An 18,446-nucleotide genomic window follows, 5' to 3' on the forward strand; every position below is an offset into this window, starting at 1 on the left:
TACCCGCTCGTTCAAAACAAGGCGCAGGCCGCGATCATGGCGTACGTCCATGCGGAGGCAAGGCCGGTATCGCGAGCTCGATTCACCGAGGTTCTGGGGTCGAGTAGGGGCAAAGTATCGTCGGAGGTCGCACGCCTGACGGAGGCGGGTTTGCTCGCCGAGGAGGGCTTCGCGGAGTCCGATGGGGGGCGTCGCTCCTCGTTGCTCGGGATCCCGCGTTCGGCGGGTCTCGTCGTGGCCGTGGACGTAGGGGCCACCTCCGTCGACGTCGCGCTAACCACCCTGGGAAGCGAGCTCCTTGCCCACAGGGCGGAGCCGGCGGACGTCAGGCTCGGGCCGCGTCTGGTTCTGGGCCGGGTCAAGGAGATCGTGGTGGAGCTCTTGGAGGAGCAGGGGGCACGCCGGGAGGAAGTTCTGGCCGTCGGCGTGGGGGTCCCCGGGCCCGTCGAGCAGGCGACTGGCTTGCTGACCGTGCCGCCGATCATGCCCGGGTGGGATCGGTACCCGATACGCGAAGTACTCGTGCGGGAGTATGCCGCGCCGGTCTTTGTGGACAACGACGTGAACGTGATGGCTTTGGGGGAGCACTGGGGCGGGGTCGGCAAGGGGATCGCGAACATGATCTTCGTCAAGGTCGGCACGGGGATCGGCAGCGGGATCATCATCGGCGACCGGCTGCACCGCGGACCGCAGGGATGCGCGGGCGACCTCGGGCACGTGATGGTCGACCCGAACGGTCCTACCTGCACCTGCGGCAACCGGGGCTGCCTGGAGGCCATGGCGGCGGCGCCCGCGATGGTCGCGGAGGCCGAGAGGTGCGCCAGGAGGGGAGAATCCGACATCATGGCCGCCGTCCTGAAGGAACGGGGTGAGTTGACCACGGTGGACATCGGGGAGGCGGCAAGGCGCGGAGACAGGTGCGCCCTCGACGTCATTCGGACGTCCGGTAGGCTCATCGGTCAGACGCTCGCCTCACTGGTCAGCGTGCTCAACCCCTCGCTCATCGTGATCGGGGGCGGAGTATCTCACGTAGGGAACACGCTCCTGGCCGAGATCCGGAGCGCCGTCTACCAGCGCTCGCTCCCGCTCGCTACGCGCAACATGCCGGTGGTGATGAGCGAGTTGGACGACTCCGCCGGCGTCGTGGGCGCGAGCGTGATGGCCGCCGCAGGAGTGCTGGCGGCGGCCGGGTAGATCCGACGATGTGGACGGCACCGCGTAACAGGCTAGGGAGCGGGGGCGTCGACGAGGTCGCCGCTACGGGTGGGGCGCGGCAAGCAGAGATCAGCGTTCGGAGGGAGCACGAGATGAGGTTCCGGGGAGGCCGCGACGAAGGCGATGTCGGGCAAGGAAACGAAGCGAACGACGACGTTCGCTTTAGATAACTTCGGAACGCGTTGCCCCAATGCGTTTCATGGGCCAAAACGAGAAAGGACTGGCGATGACGATAGACGACACTACCATGCACCTCGACTCCGGTACCGCACTTCTGGAAACGGGCGTGCGAATGCACTACTACCACGCAGGCTCGGGGAGAACACGCTCGTCCTGCTGCACGGCTGGCCGGAGACCTCCTGGCAGTGGCGCCACGTGATCCCGATGTTTGCCGACGCCGGGTACCGGGTCGTCGCCCCGACTACCGCGGCGCGGGCAACTCGTCCCGCCCGAGGAGCGATTACGGCCTGACCAGCGACCCGCGCGTCACGGAACTGCCAAGGGGCGGGTACGACAAGCGTTCGATGGCGGAGGACATCCACCTCCTGCTCCACGACCACTTGGGGCTGACCAGCCCTGCCTTCGTCATGGGGCACGATCTCGGGGGACAGCTGGCCACGGCGTACGCGTTCCGCTACCCGGACGACACCCGAGCCATGGGCTACGGGGAGGCGCCGCTCCCGGGCACGGAAGTCCACGACCGGATGAAGAATGACCCTACCCTGTTCCACTTTTCCTTCCATAAGGTCTTCGATCTGCCCGAGGCGCTGACAGCGGGCCGCGAGCACTGGTACCTGCAGCACTTCTACGACAAGCTCGGCTACAAGCCCACCGCCGTCGACACCGAGCATTTCGCCCGTGCTTATCGAGAGCCGGGGGCGATGCGCGCGGGCTTCGACCTGTACCGGGCCTTCGACCAGGATGCCGCGGACACCCGCGCCGCGATCGAGGACAACGGGAAGCTGAAGATGCCCTGCCTCGGGCTGTACGGGCAGATGAGCCTGTTCAGCGCCGTCACCGAGGAGATGGGCCTCGAGGTCGCCGAGGACGTGACCGCCGAGTCGGTCCCCGAGTCGGGGCACTGGATAGCGGAGGAAAACCCCGAGGCGCTCGTGGAGATAGTGACCCGCTTCGACAGGACGAAGTTCGGGGCGAAGTAGGAGCGTGATCGGTCCTCCGATCGGGCACCGTGCTCGCCGAAATATTCCGCTCGCTACCCCTGGCGACCCTGTGGCCCCCGAGCTCGGGGGCCACAGGGGCATCGCGACTGGCGAGCCGAGGCGAGGGGGACGGATCGTTCCGATCGGAGCAGACGCTACCGGAGCCGAAGGATTCCCGATAAAAAGGCGGAAAACCGATATGGGAGAGGAGCACCGAATGGACGCAGGAGATGGGCATCAGGTGAGCCACCGGGTGAAAGACCACAACGGGGACGAGGTCACGCACGGCCGAGCGCTGGTAAACGGGGTTCGGCTGCACTACATGACCGCGGGGTCCGGGGAGCCCGTGCTGCTTCTGCACGGCGTTCCGAAGACGTCGTACCATTGGAGGCACGTCGTACCGCTGCTCACGCCCCACTACACCGTCATCGTGCCGGACATGAGGGGCCTCGGCGACTCGCAGCATCCCACCTCCGGCTACGACATGCGCAACGTCGCCGAGGACTTCGCCGAGCTCATGACCACTTTGGGCCACGAGCGGTTCCGGCTCGTCGGTGAGGACTGGGGGGCCGCGGCGGCGTACCAGCTTGCGGCGGCTTACCCGGAGAGGGTCGAACAGCTCGTGTATCAGGAGATGATCCTGCCGGGCTTCGGCCTCGAGGAGTACTCGTTCCTGACGGCCGAGAACGTCAACACGTACGTCTGGCTGTGGCACATCAACTTCTACGCCGTGCCGGACTTCCCCGAGCTCCTGATTACCGGCAGGGAGCGGGAGTACTTCAGCTACTTCATCAAGCACGAGACGAAAGACCCGAGCGCGATCACCCCGGACGCCCTCGACGAGTACATCCGCTGCTACTCCTCGCCGGGGGGCCTGCGCTGCATGTTCGAGATCTACCGCGCGACCCTCGAGGACGCCGAGCAGAACCGGGAGGCGGCTAAGACGAAGCTCCCCATGCCCGTGCTCGCCGTCGGCGGCAAGGACTTCATAGGCGAGGACAACGAGCGGCAGATGAGGGAGGTCGCCGAGGACGTGCGCGGCGTGATCTTCCCCTGGGGCCACCAGCTCGCCGAGGAGTGCCCCGAGGACCTCGCCGGGGCGTACCTCGAGTTCTTCCGCGGCCAGGGCTAAGGCAAAGGAAGGGACGATGAACGAGCAGAGAAGCACGGAGCGGCTCTTCTTCGACGAGCACCAGTGGGCGACGGTCGAGGCGGCGATGTCCCGCATCATCCCGACGGACCACCAGCCCGGCGCCCGCGAGGCCAACACTACGGGCTTCCTGGACCGGTACCTCTCCGGCATCGAATACGTCTACGCTAAGCCCGACGGCAGCGGCTTCGAGAAGCTCTCCGGCAAGAGGGCCGAAGCGTGGCGACAGCGCATCGAAGGCCTACGCAAGGTCTACACGGAGGGCATCGCGGAGATGGACCGGAGGAGCCGGGAGCTCTTCGGCGACGATTTCCGCGCGCTCACCGAGGGGCAGCAGGACGAGGTGCTCGGGGCGATGGAGTCCCGCTCCGGCATGGATGAGGGGGAGCAAGAGGAGCACCAGGTCGCTGCGGGCTACGGGGCGCCCGAGGAGGAGGCCGAGCCCGCGATGCAGCAGACGCTCAACGAATCGGACCTTTTGTTCTTCCCGTTGCTCGTGCTTCACACGCGCCAGGGCTTCTACGGCGACCCGGTCTACGGCGGCAACAGGGACCGCGTCGGTTGGGAGGTACTCGGTTTCCCGGGACCCGAGTCCATGGCCGAGGTTCACTCCGGCCGCTACTCGACGCTCCCCTACTTCGCCGAAAGCACAGATCACGGAGAGGAGGCCGCGGATGGCCGGTAAGAAGAAGCCCGAGAGGGCGGACGTCTGCATCATCGGGGCCGGGGCCTCAGGGGCGACAGCGGCGAAGGTGCTGACCGAGAGCGGCCTGCGGGTCGTCGCGCTCGAGAAGGGCCCGTGGCGAAAGCCCGAAAGCTTCGGCGGCGACGAACTCGCCAACGCCAACAGGTACAACCTGTGGCCCGACCCGATCCTCAACCCCAGGACCTTCCGCCACTCCCCGCAGGAGGACCCGAAGGTCGAGCTCTTCTGCCCGGTGCCGCAGATGGTCGGCGGCGGCACCGTCCACTGGACGGGCTGGGTGCCCCGTATGACCGTGAACGAGTTCAAGCAGGAGACGATCTACGGCGAGGTCGACGGTGCCTCCCTCAAGGACTGGCCCATTACCTACGAAGACCTCGAGCCCTACTACGACAAGGTCGAGTGGTCGTTCGGGGTCTCGGGGCAGGCGGGCGCGAACAAGTACGAGGGCCCGCGTAGCCGCGACTACCCCGTCCCCGCCATGCGGCCCACCCGCTACGCCCAGAAGTTCCACGAGGGCTGCGCCGCGCTCGGCTACAACTCTTTCCCCACCCCGATGGCGATGCTCTCCAGGCCGCACAACGGCCGTCGAGCGACGGTGCAGAGCGCGTTCGTCCAGCAGCACGGCGACCCAACGGGGACCAAGTCCACGGCGCTCACGACCTTCGTACCGGACGCCGTGGCCACGGGCCGCTTCGACCTCAGGTCGGACTGCTACGTGCACGAGATCACCGTCGACGAGCGCGGCCGGGCGAAGAGCGCGGTCTACCAGGACGCGGACGGCGACTTCGTCGAGCAGGAGGCCGACGTCTTCATGCTCGCCTGCGGCGCGATGGAGTCCGCGCGTCTCCTCCTGCTCTCGCGCTCGGTCCGCTTCCCTAACGGCCTCGCGAACGGTAACGACCTCGTCGGGCGCTACCTCACCCTCCACGAGTACAGCGCGGCCGTCGGCGTCTTCGAGGAGGAGATGTACGGCTGGGCCGGTGGGGGCTACGTGAGCGGGAGCACGTTCGAGTTCCTCGAGGGCTCGCAGGACAACGGCTTCGTCGGCGGCTCTCACGTCGCGGCGGCCGGGGTCGGGGTGCCGCTGCCGATCAACTTCACGATGCCGGACCAGCCGGCGTGGGGCCAGGGCATGAAGGACGCCGACCGCGAACTATTCAACCACAGCATGGCCGTCGGCGTCTGCCTGCACGACCTGCCACAGTACGAGAACCGCCTGGAGCTCGACGAGAGCGTAAAGGACGCCTGGGGGCTTCCGGTCGCGCGCGTCACCCACAAGGCACACACCAACGACATCCAGCAGGGACGCTGGATCATCGACAAGAACGTCGAGATCCTCGACGCCGCCGGGGCGAAGAAGTCCTGGCCGGTGTACATAGACAGGATCACTGGCAACGCCTCTCATCAGCACAGCACCATCCGCATGGGCACGGACCCGAGGAGTCCGTCCTCAACGAGTGGTGCCAGGCCCACGAGGTGGAGAACCTCTACGCCGTCGACGGCAGCCCGTTTCCGACCTCGACCGGGGTCAACCCCACCCTGACCATAATGGCCAACGCGTGGCGCGTCGCCGAGCAGGTCGTCCGCCAACGGGGCCCGGCAGGGCGATGGCCGCGGCGTCGAGGGAGGGCTAGGCCGATGAGGTTCGCCTACCACACGAACACCTGGGCGGGGTCGTAGGCCACCCCGCCGGCGTCACGAGCGTGAAGGACCTCTACTACCTGACGCCCGGCTCCACCGAGGAGGCCCTCCGCGACATCTCCGGGCCGGATACAAGGGCTTCGAGCTCTTCGACGGCAACCTGATGCAGTACGAGGGCCGCGAGGATGAGCTGCGTGGCCTCGCCGACGGGCTCGGCCTGACGCTCGTCGGCGTCTACTCCGGCGCGAACTTCATCTACCGCGAGATCCTGGACGACGAGCTTTCCAGGATCGAGACCGCCGCCCGCCTCGCCGCCCGGCTCGGAGCCGAGCACCTCGTGGTCGGCGGCGGAGCGGTGCGAGCGTCCGGCATTCGCGAGGAGGACTACAAGCTTCTCGGCGAGGGCCTCGAAAGGGTAGTGGCGCTCGCCGGCGACCTCGGGCTCGTGCCGAGCTTCCACCCGCACCTCGGCACCTGCGTCGAGTCCCCCGAGCAGATAGCCAGGACGTTCGAGTACACCGGCATCAACTTCTGCCCGGACACCGCGCACCTCGCTGCGGGCGGGGGAGACCCGGCCGAGCTCATAAACATCTACGGGGACCGCATCAAATACGTCCACCTCAAGGATTACGCGAACGGCGAATTCCTGCCGCTCGGCCGGGGGGAGCTCGACTTCGGGCGGATGGTAGGGGAGCTGAAGAAGCTCTCGTACGACGGCTGGATCGCCGTGGAGCTCGACGCCTACGACGACCCGAAAGAAGGGGCGCGCATAAGCAGGGAGTTCCTAGACGAGGTGACGGCGTGAGGTTGCGCCGCACGATCGAGGAAAAGAACGAGCACAAGGGAGGGGCGGAGACCATGGAGGGCGTTGATTTCTACGGCGGCAGCGAGGGGCGACGGTTCGAGGCGACGGGGTACTTTCGGCTCGAACGGGCGGACGACCGGTGGTGGATGGTCGACCCCGACGGCGGCGCTTTCATCACCGTCGGGCTGAACCACGCCGACGAGTCCAACCTGAAGTACCCGCACAACGCGAACATCTGGAGGGAGAAGTACGGCTCCAGGGAGCGTTGGATCCGCGAGGGCGTCGTCAAGGACCTCAAGGACTGGGGCTTCAACACCATCGGCTGGACCCAGGAGTACATAAGCGGTGACTGGGGCGTCGCGCTCGACTGGTTCGGAGATCCCATCGACCTCGGCCACTCTTCCACGGGCTGGAGCTCCGCCGACTTCGAAGCCGCGAACATGCCCTACGTCCTGCAGCTGCGCGTTCAGGAGATGGAAGACTGGAACGGCCATCCGTCCTTCCGGGACGTCTACTCCAGGGACTTCGACGTCTACTGCGAGTACCTCGCCAGAAACATCTGCTTCGACCACGCCGGGAGCAAGAACCTCATCGGGTACTTTCTCGTCGACATCCCGGCCTGGCTGCCCCACGCGAGCGGCGAGGACTTCGAACAGCTGAAGGGGCTAAGCGAGGCGGAGCGCAACGAGAAGCTCTTCGACGTCGCCACAAAGTACTACGAAACGATAACGAAGCACATCAAGAGCTACGACCCGAACCACCTCATTCTCGGGGACCGCTACAACGGCAACAAGGGCATCCCGAGCGCGGTCCTGCGCGCGATGCAGCCGTTCGTGGACGTCCTCTCGATTCAGTACTTCACAGAGCCCACGGAGGAGTCCCGCAACGGGATGCGCGACGACCTCGCGCGCTGGCACGAGGAGACAGGAAAGCCCGTCATCATCGCCGACATCGGCAACTGGACGCCCACCGAGATGAACCCGCACCGGACAAGCGGCATCGAGGACCAGAGCGGCAGGGCCCGGGACTACATCGACGCCATAAACACCGTTCTCCGGGAGCCCTGGTTTCTCGGGTGGCACTGGTGCGCCTACGTCGAGAACAAGGGGCGCGGCTGGGGGATCAAGGACCCTTACGACGAGCCGTACCGCGACTTTGTCGGCCCCGTGAGCGAGTTCAACAAGGGAGTTTATGGGGTGATCTGAGCGGGCCACGCCCCGGCTCGAAGGAGCGGGCCGTAGCGGAAAGTCCCCGAAAGGGGAGACGGAATTTCAGGGGAAGGCCTCCTCCTGTCGAGAGGGGGTTCCGGGATGCACAGGAGGACGGAGTGAGGCACGGTAAGAGATTAGTGGTCTGGGCGCTGCTCGTGGCACTGAGCTTGACGCTCGCAGCTTGCGGCGGCTCGGGCGGCGGACAGGGCGGGGGCGGCGAGACGCTGCCCGAGGCGCAAGAGGCCCTGGCGGAGCTGGAGGGGAAGGTTCTGAGCACCGGGCCCAACGGCGAGGAGCCCACGCCGGCCGACGAGGTGACGCTGACCGACGAGGAGCTCGGGCAGGTCAAGGAGATGGGCGCCAAGGCGGCCATCGTGATGCACTACGGCGGCGACGACTGGAGCCGGGCCCAGATCAACGCCCTCGAGACCCGCTTCAAGGAGATGGGCATCGAGGTTATAGCGACCACGGACGCGGACTTCGACCCCGGCAAGCAGGTCTCGGACATAGAAACCGTGCTCGCCCAGAAACCGGACGTCATAGTCTCTATACCGACCGACCCGGTCGCGACCGCCGACGCCTACAAGAAGGCGGCCGAGGCGGGCGTGAAGCTCGTCTTCATGGACAACGTCCCCGAGGGCTTCGAACAGGGCAAGGACTACACGAGCGTCGTCTCGGCCGACAACTACGGCAACGGGGTCGCCTCGGCCCACCTCATGGCCTCGACCCTGGGGGGAGAGGGCAAGATCGGCGCGATCTACCACGCCGCGGACTTCTTCGTCACGCAGCAGCGCTACGACGCCTTCAAGAAGACGATCGAGGAGGAGTACCCGAACATAGAGATCGTCGCCGACCAGGGCATCGGCGGGCCCGACTTCGCCGGACAGGCCGAGGAGGCCGCCTCCGCGATGCTCACCGCCAACGCGGACCTCAAAGGCATCTGGGCGGTGTGGGACGTGCCGGCGGAGGGCGTCCTCGCCGGGGCCAGGACCGCCGGGCGCAACGACCTGACCGTCGCCACCATGGACCTCGGCACCCCGATGGCGATAGAGCTCGCCTCGGGCGGGATGGTGAAGGGACTCGGCGCCCAGAGGCCCTACGAGCAGGGCGTCACCGAGGCCAACCTGGCCGGGTACGCCCTCCTGGACAAGCAGGCGCCCCCCTACGTGGCGCTCCCCGCCCTGCCCGTGACGAGCGAGAACGTCATGGACGCCTGGAAGGAAGTCTACAACCAGGAGCCGCCCGAGCAGGTCAGGGAAGCCGCCGGCGAGTAGACCGCGAGGAGGGGCGGCGGGCGGAATCTGCCCGCCTGCCCCGAAGGAACGAGGGAAAGGGTCGTGACGGAGAACCGAACAGAAGCGGCGGTGGAGCTGAGGGCATCGTAAAGTCCTTCGGCGGCAACGCAGTCCTGCACGGCGTCGACTTCGAGCTGCGAAGGGCGAGGTCCACGCGTTGATGGGCGGCAACGGCGCCGGTAAGTCGACGCTTATGAAGATTCTGGAGGGCGTCCACGCGCCGGACGGGGAGAGGTCAGGGTGGACGGGAGGACCGTCCAGATCCGGTCTCCGCAGGAGGCGCAGGAGAACGGGATCGCGATGATCTTCCAGGAGTTCAGCCTGATCCCGACCCTCAGCGTCGCCCAGAACATTTTCCTGAACTCCGAGCCGCGCACCGGGACGAAGCTCCTCGACGACCGCCAGAGCGAGCGCCGCACCCGCGAGCTCTTCGCCGAGCTCGGCGAGGACGTTGATCCAAAGAAGACCGTGGCGGACATGAGCACCGGCTACTGGCAGCTCACCGAGATCGCCAAGGCCCTCTCCAGGGACGCCAGGATCCTCATCATGGACGAGCCGACCTCGTCCCTAACGAAGACCGAGTCGGAGGCGCTCTTCGACCTCATCCGCAGGCTCAAGGCGAACGGCATCTCCATCGTCTACATCTCCCACCGCATGGAGGAGGTCTTCCGGATCGCCGACCGGGTGACGGTCCTGCGCAACGGCCGGAACGCCATAACGGACGAGGTCTCCAACCTGACCCTCGACGAGGTCATCGACCACATCGTCGGGGAGAAGATGGAGGGCGCCTTCGAGTGGCGCGAGCGCGAGGTGGACAGGACGGGCTCGCCGCTTCTGGAAGTGAAAGTTCTGTCCGCGGCGGGCCGCTTCCGGGACGTGAGCTTCAATCTGTACCCGGGTGAGATACTCGGCCTCGCCGGTCTCATGGGGAGCGGCAGGACGGAGATCGCGCGCGCCCTGTTCGGCATAGACAGGGTGGACGCCGGCGAGATCCTGGTCCACGGCCGCTCGGTCGACATCCGTGGCGTGCGCGACGCGATGGACGCGGGGATCTCCCTGATCCCCGAGGACCGTCGCCTCCAGGGGCTCGTCTTGGACCACTCCGTCAAGGACAACCTGCTCCTGCCGCTCCTGAAGGGGTTGCAGCGGCGCGGCGTGGTCGACGATCGGCGGGGGGAGCGGACGGTCGGGGCGCTCGTCGAGAGGTTGAAGGTCAAGGCGAGCTCCATCTTCGAGCCCATCTGGCTCCTCTCCGGCGGCAACCAGCAGAAGGTCGTCATCGCCAAGTGGCTCGCGGCCGAGCCGGACGTGCTCGTCATGGACGAACCGACCGCCGGGGTGGACATAGGCGCCAAGACGGAGATCCTGGACATCGCCCGGGACCTCGCCGACTCCGGCAAGGGGATCATCGTGATCTCCTCGGAGCTGACCGAGCTGCTCGCCGTGAGCGACCGGATCCTCGTCCTGCAGGACGGCACCGTAACGCGAGAGATGCACAGAAGAGACGTAGGATCCGAGGAGGAGTTGCACCGTGCTGTCCAGAGTGTTTAACCGTGGAGCGGACGCCGACGCGGGCGTCGCCTCGGCGAGCGTCCCGCGCTTCGATTGGCGCCAGTATGTCGTGTTCATCGCCTTTCTGGTGGTCTTCGCTCTCTTCGGCGCCACCCTTTACGACTCCGGTTTTTTGAGCTTCAACAACCTGCTCAACATCGTGCGCCAGAGCGCGATCATCGCGGTCATGGCGGTCGCGATGACCTTCGTGATCTCGGCGGCCGAGATAGACCTCTCCGTCGGGTCCGTGGCGGGGCTCGCGTCCGTAACGAGCGCGCTGGCGGTCTCCGAGTACGGCTTCTTCGCCGGCGCGGCAACCGGTCTGTTGACGGGGCTCATCGTCGGGTCCGTCAACGGCGCCCTCGTCGCCAGGTTCAACATACCGTCGTTTCTGGTCACGCTTGGCATGCTCGGGATCGCGGTCGGAACTGCCCGCTGGATCACCGACTCCGCCCCCGTCCCGATCCTCGACGACTCGTTCAACACCATCTTCGGCTCGGGGCAGATCGGCCCCGTCCCCGCCCTCCTGATATGGATGTTCATCGTGTTCGCGGTGGGGCACATCGTCCTCCGAAAGACCGCCTACGGACGGCGTGTGCTCGCCACGGGCGGCAACGAGTCGGCGGCCCGCTTCAGCGGGGTGGACACCCGCAGGATCAAGTTCTACGTCCTGCTCGCCTCCAGCACGGTCGCGGCGCTCGCCGGGATGCTCTACGCCGGGCGCCTCCAGTCCGGGCGCTACCAGTGGGGCGAGGGCGACGAGCTCTCCGTGATAGCCGCCGTGATCCTTGGCGGCACCAGCCTCTTCGGCGGCTACGGCACGGTCGTCGGCTCGGTGCTCGGCGCGCTCCTCGTCGGCCTCATAAACAACGGCCTGACCCTTATGGGCCTGGAGTTCAGCCAGCAGCAGATCGTGCGCGGCGCGATCATCATCCTCGCCGTCGCCCTCGCCAGAAAGGGCCCCGGCTCCCGATGAACTGGTGCCACGCAAATTCCCGATCACGAACGGAACATCCCCGCCGTAGGCCACGGTCCGAGAAGACGCGGCCGGAGACACGAGAAAGGTAGGAGCAACCTTGGCACGGCCAGTAACGCTTTTCACCGGCCAGTGGGCGGACATGCCGCTCACGGAGCTCGCCCCGCTCGCGAAGGAGTTGGGCTACGATGGCTTGGAGCTCGCCAGTTGGGGCGACCACTTCGACGTCCGCAAAGTTCTGGAAGACGACCGCTACGCACAGGGACGTCTCGATCTCCTTGCCGAACACGGCCTCCGCTGCTACGCCATCAGCAACCACCTCGTCGGCCAAGCCGTCTGCGACCCCATTGACGAGCGCCACAAGGCGACCCTGCCCCCGCACGTCTGGGGCGACGGGGAACCGGAGGGCGTCAGGCAACGCGCCGCCGAGGAGATGAAGGACACCGCCAGGGCCGCGGCCAGACTGGGCGTCGATACGGTCACCGGCTTCACCGGCTCGTCAATCTGGCACAAGCTCTACTTCTTCCCGCCGACCTCTCAGGAGGAGATAGACGAGGGCTACCGGGACTTCGCCGACAGGTGGAACCCGATACTCGACGTCTTCGACGAGGAGGGCGTCCGGTTCGCCTTCGAGGTTCACCCCACCGAGATCTCCTACGACATCTTCTCCACCGAGAAGGCACTCGAGGCGATCGGGCGCCGCGAGGCGTTCGGCTTCAACTTCGACCCGAGCCATCTGTACTGGCAGTTCGTGGACCCCGTGAAGTTCCTGAACCGCTTCCCCGACCGCATCTACCACGCGCACATGAAGGACGCCGCCCGCACCCTCGACGGCGAGAGCGGTATCCTTGCCTCGCACCTCCCGTTCGGAGATCACCGCCGCGGCTGGGACTTCCGCTCCGTCGGACGGGGCGGCATCGACTTCGAGGCCATTATTCGCGCCTTGAACCGCATCGGCTACGACGGCCCCCTCTCCGTCGAGTGGGAGGACGCCGGGATGGACCGGGTGCACGGGGCGAGGGAGTCGGCGGCGTACGTCAGGGGCGTAGACTTCGAGCCGTCGTCGGCGGCCTTCGACGCTGCGTTCGAGAGGGAGCAGTAGCTTGAAGAAACTCAAGATGGGGATGGTCGGCGGCGGTTCCGGGGCGTTTATAGGGGCGGTTCACCGGGCCGCCGCGGTCATGGACGGTCAGATAGAGGTCGCCGCGGGAGCCCTCTCGTCGACGGAGGAGAAGTCACTCGCCTCCGGGCGCGAGCTGGGCCTGCCGGAAGGCCGCGTCTACGGCAGTTGGACCCGGATGCTGGAGGGAGAGCTCGCGCTGCCCGAAGAGGACCGCGTCGACTTCGTGAGCGTCGTCACCCCGAACCACGTGCACTTCCCCGTGGCCCACGCCTTCGTCAAGGCGGGCTTCAACGTCGTCCTGGACAAGCCGATGGTCCACACCACGGAGCAGGCCGAGGAGCTCGTAGACGCGGTCGAGAAGGCCGGCGTCGTCTTCGCGGTCACGTACCAGTACACCGGCTACCCTATGGTCAAGCAGGCGCGGCACATGGTGCGCGAGGGGCACCTCGGCGAGATCCGCAAGGTCATCGTCGAGTACAACCAGGGCTGGCTCGCCAGGAACGTCGAGGAGACGGGCGCCAAGCAGGCGGAGTGGCGCACCGACCCCGGGAGGTCCGGCATCGCCGGCGCCATCGGCGACATAGGTTCGCACGCCGAGAACCTGGCCGCCACGATCACGGGACTAGAAATATCCGAACTCTGCGCCGACTTGACCTCCTTCGTGCCGGGGCGGCGCCTCGACGACGACGGCAACCTCCTCCTGCGCTACGAGGGCGGCGCCAAGGGCGTCCTGATCGCATCCCAGATCTCCGCCGGCGAGGAGAACGACCTCAGGATAAGGGTCTACGGGAGCGAGGGCGGCCTCGAGTGGCGCCAGGAGGAGCCGAACCGCCTCCTGTTCAAGCCCGACGGGGCCCCCGAACAGGTCCTCAAAAGGGGAAACGACTACCTCTGCGAGGACGCAAAGAACGCCACGAGGGTCCCTCCAGGTCACCCCGAGGCGTTTATTGAGGCCTTCGCCAACGTCTACTCGAGCGTCGCCGCAACGATTCGGGTTGCGAGGGGCGAGCAGCCCGGCGACGGGATGGCCCACGATTTCCCGACCGTCCACGACGGAGCCAGGGGTGTACGTTTTATCGAGAAGGTCGTCGAGAGCCACCTCAGCGACGAAAAGTGGACGGATGCTCGCGAGCATCCCGCTACCGACGGTCCTGCAAAGGTGGGCAAGGACGCCCTGGAGGGCCGAAACCTGTCACGGGACCCCGGCCGATCATTCGACCACTGAACCCAACGCTTTCGAAGGATCCGCGGGTTGGCGCGGGGAGGGCGCTTCTTGCTTACCTCATAGCAGGTGCTCTCATTCTTCCCGTCGGCGGCTCCTGCGTAGCGCGGTGCCGGCTCTCAGGGCCGCTGTCCGGGCCTTCTTCTACCACCAGTGCCTCTCCTCCATCTCCGGTTTGGCATATGACGCTCTCGATGATGGCCGGGGAGCGTCGTCTTTGGGCACCGTAGCTCGAGCGGCGAGGGCGTATAGCAGCGGTAGTTTGAGGGGGAGGCGGCGGAGAGGGAGGAAAAGCAGAGACGGTTCGCTGCGCGCGGAAACAGTAGCTCCTTGCCGCGGAGCTCTTTCCCAACGTCGAGGTTCGGTCCCGGCATCTCCTCGCCCCCTTCTGCTCAAAGGACCCCGCCCGGACGCTACCCGGCGCATCGTCGCGCGGTGAAGGGCGGCGTGGAGGTTGGGTAGGCGGTCGTCTACCTCCGTGCGGACCACCGGCGGTCGAGCAGCGCGCCGACAAGCACCACGGCCAGAAGACGCATGGTCTGGACCGCCACGACGAGCGAGGCGTCCGCGCCGCTCCCCACGGCCATGACCGCGATCGAGTCTATCCCTCCGGGGGTGGTTGCGAGAAAGGCCGTAAGGTAGTCGGTGTTCGTGAGGGCGGAGAACACCCACCCCATACCGGCGGACGCGAGCATGAGCGAGAGCGTCGAGGCGAGTAGGGAGGGCAGCAGGCCACCCGCCCTTCGCAGGGAGGTCCGGTCGAAGAGCAGTCCCACGTGAATGCCTATGAGGGCGTAGGCAAGCGGTGGTACGCCGGCGGGTAACGCAAGGTCCAGAATCCGTGCTTCCTGCAGCGCGACTCCGAGCAGGAGCGGTCCCAACAGCCCGCCGGCGGGGAGTGCTAGCCGGGCCCCGACCCAACCCCCGACCACCGCAACCAGCGCCGCGACGGCGTACGCCGCCCAGAGGTTCTGGATCAGGGGATCCACGCCCTGCTTCTCAAGCCCTGCGAAGCCGGCGGTCACCGGCGCCGGTGCTCCGAGGCGGGCGACGATCGCAGCCGAGGCGACGACGAGGACGACGCGTCCGTACTGCATCAGCGCGACCAGACGCGGATCGGCGCCCAAGGGCTCGCCCAGCAACGACATCGCGGACGCGGCGCCGGGCAACGTCCCCAGCGCCGCCGTCCTCCCGTCCAGGGGCGCGAACCGGGCGAGCACGACGGAGGCACCCAAGCTCAACAGCACGGTGCTCCCTACCGCGAGACCGACCGCGAACCACTCCCTGGCGACGAGCGGCAGGACCGCAGGCTGGAAGGTCGAGGCGATCACGATGCCGACGACGGCCTGGGAGGCCCGCCGTGTCCAGCCCGGTATCCGGGGTCGTGCCTCCGGTCGGGCGAGCGCGAGTAGGATCGCGACGAGCATGGGCCCGACCAGCCAGGCGGCGGGAACGCTCAGGCCCTGCGCCACCAGACCCGCGCCGGCCGCACCGACAGCGAGGGGCAGCAACCTCAACGCTCTGGCGCGTCCCGATTGCCTCGCAGCGGACGTTCTTCGGCCGTTCCCGGGCCTCAACGAATCGCCTCGTCGATGTCCGGGCCGCTCCATCGGCGTCCGACTTTCCTCAGGGTGCGTCGCTCTCGTCCCACCTAGCCCTCGAGACCATCGGCGAAGCCGGAGTGTTCGCGTCCCGGTGTCTCCGCCTCTAACTCCGCTGCTGGGGCTGCACCTACGAGCGAGATCCGCGAGGCGACGGAGAAGAGCACGGGGTCAGGGCGAGGCGGGCGAGGTCGCCGAGTGAGCTTTCGAGTTACGGGAGGCGTAGGCGGCGCGATGGGCCGCCTACGCTCGTGAGCGCGGCTTCGAAGCCCGCGGTCACCCTGCTTGATTCTCCGCCCGGGTATGCGTGCTTCCTTCTACGCTCTAATTCAGCGCGGCGCCGCGGCGCTCGGGGATCAGGGTCGCGGTGGCTATGATGGCGATCACGTAGATGCTCGCGAGCATGGCTATCACGAGCGAGAACCCGTAGACGACCGCGAGCGCCCCGATCACGAGCGGTCCGAAGCCGCCGACAGCCCGGCCTATGTTGAACAGCACGTTCTGCGCGGTGGAGCGGGCCTCGGTCGGGTAGAGCTCGGCCATTATCGCCCCGTACCCGCCGAGCATCCCGTTGACGAAGAAGCCCATTATGGCCCCTCCGATCAGGAGGGCGAACGGCGCGTCGAGCTGGCTGTAGGCGAGCACCGAGAGGGCGGCGCCCGTCTGGAAGGCCCAGAACAGGGGGCGGCGCCCGAAGCGGTCGGCCAGAACGCCGAACACCATGATGCCGACTATCATGCCGACGACGGTGACTGCGGTCCAGGCCCCCGTCTGGGTCAGGCCGTAACCGAACTCGCTGGACAGGTAGGTCGGCAGCCAGATGATGAGGCCGTAGTAGCCGAAGTTCTGCACCGACGTAAGGATGGCGATCCCGACGCTCGTCTTGGTGGTGGCTCTGTCCTTGAAGAGCAGCCACAGCGGGAAGCTTCGTCGCGTCTTGTTCTTGTTCTCCTCGAAGAGGGCGGGCTCGTGCACCCCGCGCCGGACGTAGAAGGCGAAGAGTGCGGGCGCGATGCCGACGAGGAAGAGGCCGCGCCATCCGATGAGGGGGATGAGGATCGCCGACACTATGGCCGCCAGGAAGACGCCGGTCTGCCAGCCGACGGCCACCAGCGATGTCGCGCGCGCCCTGAACTTGGCGGGCCACGCTTCCGCGGCGAGCGTCATCCCGATGCCGAACTCCCCACCCAACCCCAGGCCGGCTATGAAACGGAAGACCGCTATCTGCCAGTACTCCTGGCTGATGGCGGTCAACCCCGTGAACACGGCGAAGATAAGGATCGTAAGGGCGAGAAGCTTCACCCGGCCGAAGTAGTCGCTGAGGACGCCGAAGACGACGCCTCCGAAGACCGCGCCTATCAGCGTCAGCGTGGCGAGCGAGCCCGCCTCCGCGCCCGTGAGGCCCAGCGACGCCGTGATCGCGCTCAGCGCGAAGGCCAGGATCAGGAAGTCGAAGCCGTCCATCGCGTAGCCGACGGCCGAGGCCCAAAGAGCCTTCCAGGCGTAGCGGTCCGGCTTGACGTCCCCCGTCTCGGTCGCGAGCGACGCGCTTCGGCCCGCGCCGGCTCCGACGTTGCCGCGCGTCTCGGAACTATCCATCGTATCCTCCTCTCCCGCCGGCGAGGACCCGTGCCCTCGCCCACGAAGCTATCCCGTCCCCGACTACCTGCGCTTGGACCTGGCTACGAGCCCGCCGCCCTCGGACGAGAACCCGAACCGTCCGGACGTCCGTTCGCGGACGCGGTCGGCGGCCGATCTCGATGCGGTCGTTCTGCCATAATCCTCACCTCCTTCTTCGCGCTCCGTGAAGGTCCTCGTCGCGGCGACCCCCGAAACGGCGGCTCTCCGAGCGGATCCTAGGAGCCAACCGTAAGCCGGCCCTTGTGACACCACCCCACCAACTCGCCGACCGAGTGGAGGCCATCTTGCGCCAGGTGCTCCTCGATCCCCGCGATGATCCGCGCGAGGGACCTCGGCTCCCTGAACGTGGCGGTTCCCACCTGCACGGCCCGCGCCCCGGCCAGCAGAAACTGCAGGGCGTCTTCGGCCGTCGCTATACCGCCGACGCCCACGATCGGGATGTCCACCTCCTGGTAGCACTCCCAGACCATGCTCAGGGCTATGGGTTTTATGGCCGGCCCGGAGAGACCGCCGCTGCGGTTGCCCAGCAGCGCCTGCCTGGTTTCGACATCCACGGCCATGCCCTTGACGGTGTTGATCAGGCACAGGGCGTCCGCCCCAACCTCCTCCACGGCCCTCGCTATCTCCGCGATGTCGGTGACGTTCGGCGAGAGCTTCGCGACGATCGGCAACCGGGTGGCCCCGCGCGCGGCGGCGACCATCTCCGCGCTGAGCCGCGCCGACTGCGCGGTGATCGTCCCGTGAGCCAGGTTGGGGCAGGACAGGTTCAACTCCACGGCGTCGACCCTGGGCTGTTCGCTCAGCCGCGCCAGCATGCTCTCGCACTCTCGCGGCGAGTAGGCCTGCACGCTGACGATCACCGGCGGGTCGAGCGCGTGGTACTGCGGCAGCACCTCCTCCAGAAATTCCTCGATGCCGACGGAAGGGATGCCGATCGCGTTGAGCATCCCCGAGGGCGTCTCGGCGACGCGGATCGGCGGGTTGCCGGCCTGCGGTCTCAACGTTACGCTCTTCGTCACGACCGCGCCGAACGAATCCGCGCTCACCTGCTCCGGGTCGCGGCCGAACCAATCGTACGTCCCGGACGCCGGCATAACGGGGTTCTTGAGCCTGAGCGGTCCTACGTCGGTCGCGAGCTCCGCTTTCACG

At 67.1% G+C, this 18,446-nt stretch carries 15 protein-coding genes and 2 pseudogenes; 14 read left to right on the forward strand and 3 right to left on the reverse strand.

The features are described 5' to 3' along the window. Positions 1–150: 150 nt before the first annotated feature. The 14 genes and pseudogenes from GBA65_RS08240 to GBA65_RS08295 all read left to right on the forward strand — a co-directional run bounded on the left by GBA65_RS08240 (position 151) and on the right by GBA65_RS08295 (position 14,058). Positions 151–1,194, forward strand: coding sequence for an ROK family protein (locus GBA65_RS08240; RefSeq protein WP_207956243.1), 1,044 nt, complete (start codon positions 151–153; stop codon positions 1,192–1,194). A gap of 386 nt (positions 1,195–1,580) precedes the next feature. Beyond that, a complete protein-coding gene (locus tag GBA65_RS08245) occupies positions 1,581–2,375 on the forward strand; it encodes an alpha/beta fold hydrolase (protein WP_207956244.1) in 795 nt (264 codons plus the stop codon). Positions 2,376–2,616: 241 nt separating this feature from the next. Then, positions 2,617–3,507, forward strand: coding sequence for an alpha/beta fold hydrolase (locus tag GBA65_RS08250; RefSeq protein WP_207956245.1), 891 nt, complete (start codon positions 2,617–2,619; stop codon positions 3,505–3,507). A gap of 16 nt (positions 3,508–3,523) precedes the next feature. Beyond that, a complete protein-coding gene (locus GBA65_RS08255) occupies positions 3,524–4,210 on the forward strand; it encodes a gluconate 2-dehydrogenase subunit 3 family protein (RefSeq protein WP_166396166.1) in 687 nt (228 codons plus the stop codon). After that, positions 4,200–5,564: pseudogene (locus tag GBA65_RS08260) on the forward strand (GMC family oxidoreductase N-terminal domain-containing protein); the annotation flags it as partial. The gene GBA65_RS08255 and the pseudogene GBA65_RS08260, both read left to right, overlap by 11 nt. A gap of 29 nt (positions 5,565–5,593) precedes the next feature. Further along, entirely contained in the window at positions 5,594–5,911 is a 318-nt protein-coding gene (locus GBA65_RS26275; RefSeq protein WP_407691078.1) for a GMC oxidoreductase, read from the forward strand. Between the two features lie 124 nt (positions 5,912–6,035). After that, entirely contained in the window at positions 6,036–6,677 is a 642-nt protein-coding gene (locus GBA65_RS08265; protein WP_207956337.1) for a sugar phosphate isomerase/epimerase family protein, read from the forward strand. Then, positions 6,674–7,882 carry a hypothetical protein gene (locus GBA65_RS08270; protein ID WP_207956247.1) on the forward strand — a complete coding sequence of 403 codons (1,209 nt, stop codon included), beginning with the start codon at positions 6,674–6,676 and terminating at the stop codon, positions 7,880–7,882. Before GBA65_RS08265 ends, GBA65_RS08270 begins: the two co-directional genes overlap by 4 nt. A 122-nt stretch (positions 7,883–8,004) precedes the next feature. Continuing rightward, complete coding sequence (locus GBA65_RS08275) at positions 8,005–9,162, forward strand: substrate-binding domain-containing protein (protein ID WP_166396167.1); 1,158 nt, start codon at positions 8,005–8,007, stop codon at positions 9,160–9,162. A gap of 181 nt (positions 9,163–9,343) precedes the next feature. Then, positions 9,344–9,687, forward strand: a pseudogene (locus GBA65_RS24155) (ATP-binding cassette domain-containing protein); the annotation flags it as partial. A 420-nt stretch (positions 9,688–10,107) separates the two neighbouring features. Continuing rightward, positions 10,108–10,734, forward strand: a complete 627-nt coding sequence (locus tag GBA65_RS24160) for an ATP-binding cassette domain-containing protein (protein WP_407691079.1) — start codon at positions 10,108–10,110, stop codon at positions 10,732–10,734. Beyond that, on the forward strand, positions 10,727–11,710 hold the full coding sequence (locus tag GBA65_RS08285; RefSeq protein ID WP_166398408.1) for an ABC transporter permease: 984 nt from the start codon (positions 10,727–10,729) through the stop codon (positions 11,708–11,710). Before GBA65_RS24160 ends, GBA65_RS08285 begins: the two co-directional genes overlap by 8 nt. Positions 11,711–11,810: 100 nt before the next feature. Beyond that, positions 11,811–12,812, forward strand: a complete 1,002-nt coding sequence (locus GBA65_RS08290; protein ID WP_166396168.1) for a sugar phosphate isomerase/epimerase family protein — start codon at positions 11,811–11,813, stop codon at positions 12,810–12,812. Position 12,813: 1 nt separating this feature from the next. Then, positions 12,814–14,058 carry a Gfo/Idh/MocA family protein gene (locus GBA65_RS08295; protein ID WP_207956250.1) on the forward strand — a complete coding sequence of 415 codons (1,245 nt, stop codon included), beginning with the start codon at positions 12,814–12,816 and terminating at the stop codon, positions 14,056–14,058. Positions 14,059–14,525: 467 nt separating this feature from the next. Here the strand turns inward: GBA65_RS08295 and GBA65_RS08300 are convergent, their stop codons facing one another. The 3 genes from GBA65_RS08300 to GBA65_RS08310 form a co-directional block, all read right to left on the reverse strand. Further along, positions 14,526–15,572: an AbrB family transcriptional regulator gene (locus GBA65_RS08300; protein WP_166396169.1), complete on the reverse strand. Its 1,047-nt coding sequence runs from the start codon at positions 15,570–15,572 to the stop codon at positions 14,526–14,528. Positions 15,573–15,980: 408 nt separating this feature from the next. Further along, a complete protein-coding gene (locus GBA65_RS08305) occupies positions 15,981–17,255 on the reverse strand; it encodes an MFS transporter (RefSeq protein ID WP_166396170.1) in 1,275 nt (424 codons plus the stop codon). A 257-nt stretch (positions 17,256–17,512) separates the two neighbouring features. Beyond that, entirely contained in the window at positions 17,513–18,445 is a 933-nt protein-coding gene (locus GBA65_RS08310; RefSeq protein ID WP_166396171.1) for a dihydroorotate dehydrogenase, read from the reverse strand. Position 18,446 lies beyond the last annotated feature (1 nt).

The sequence above is a fragment of the Rubrobacter marinus genome (assembly GCF_011492965.1).
GTDB lineage: Bacteria > Actinomycetota > Rubrobacteria > Rubrobacterales > Rubrobacteraceae > Rubrobacter_F > Rubrobacter_F marinus.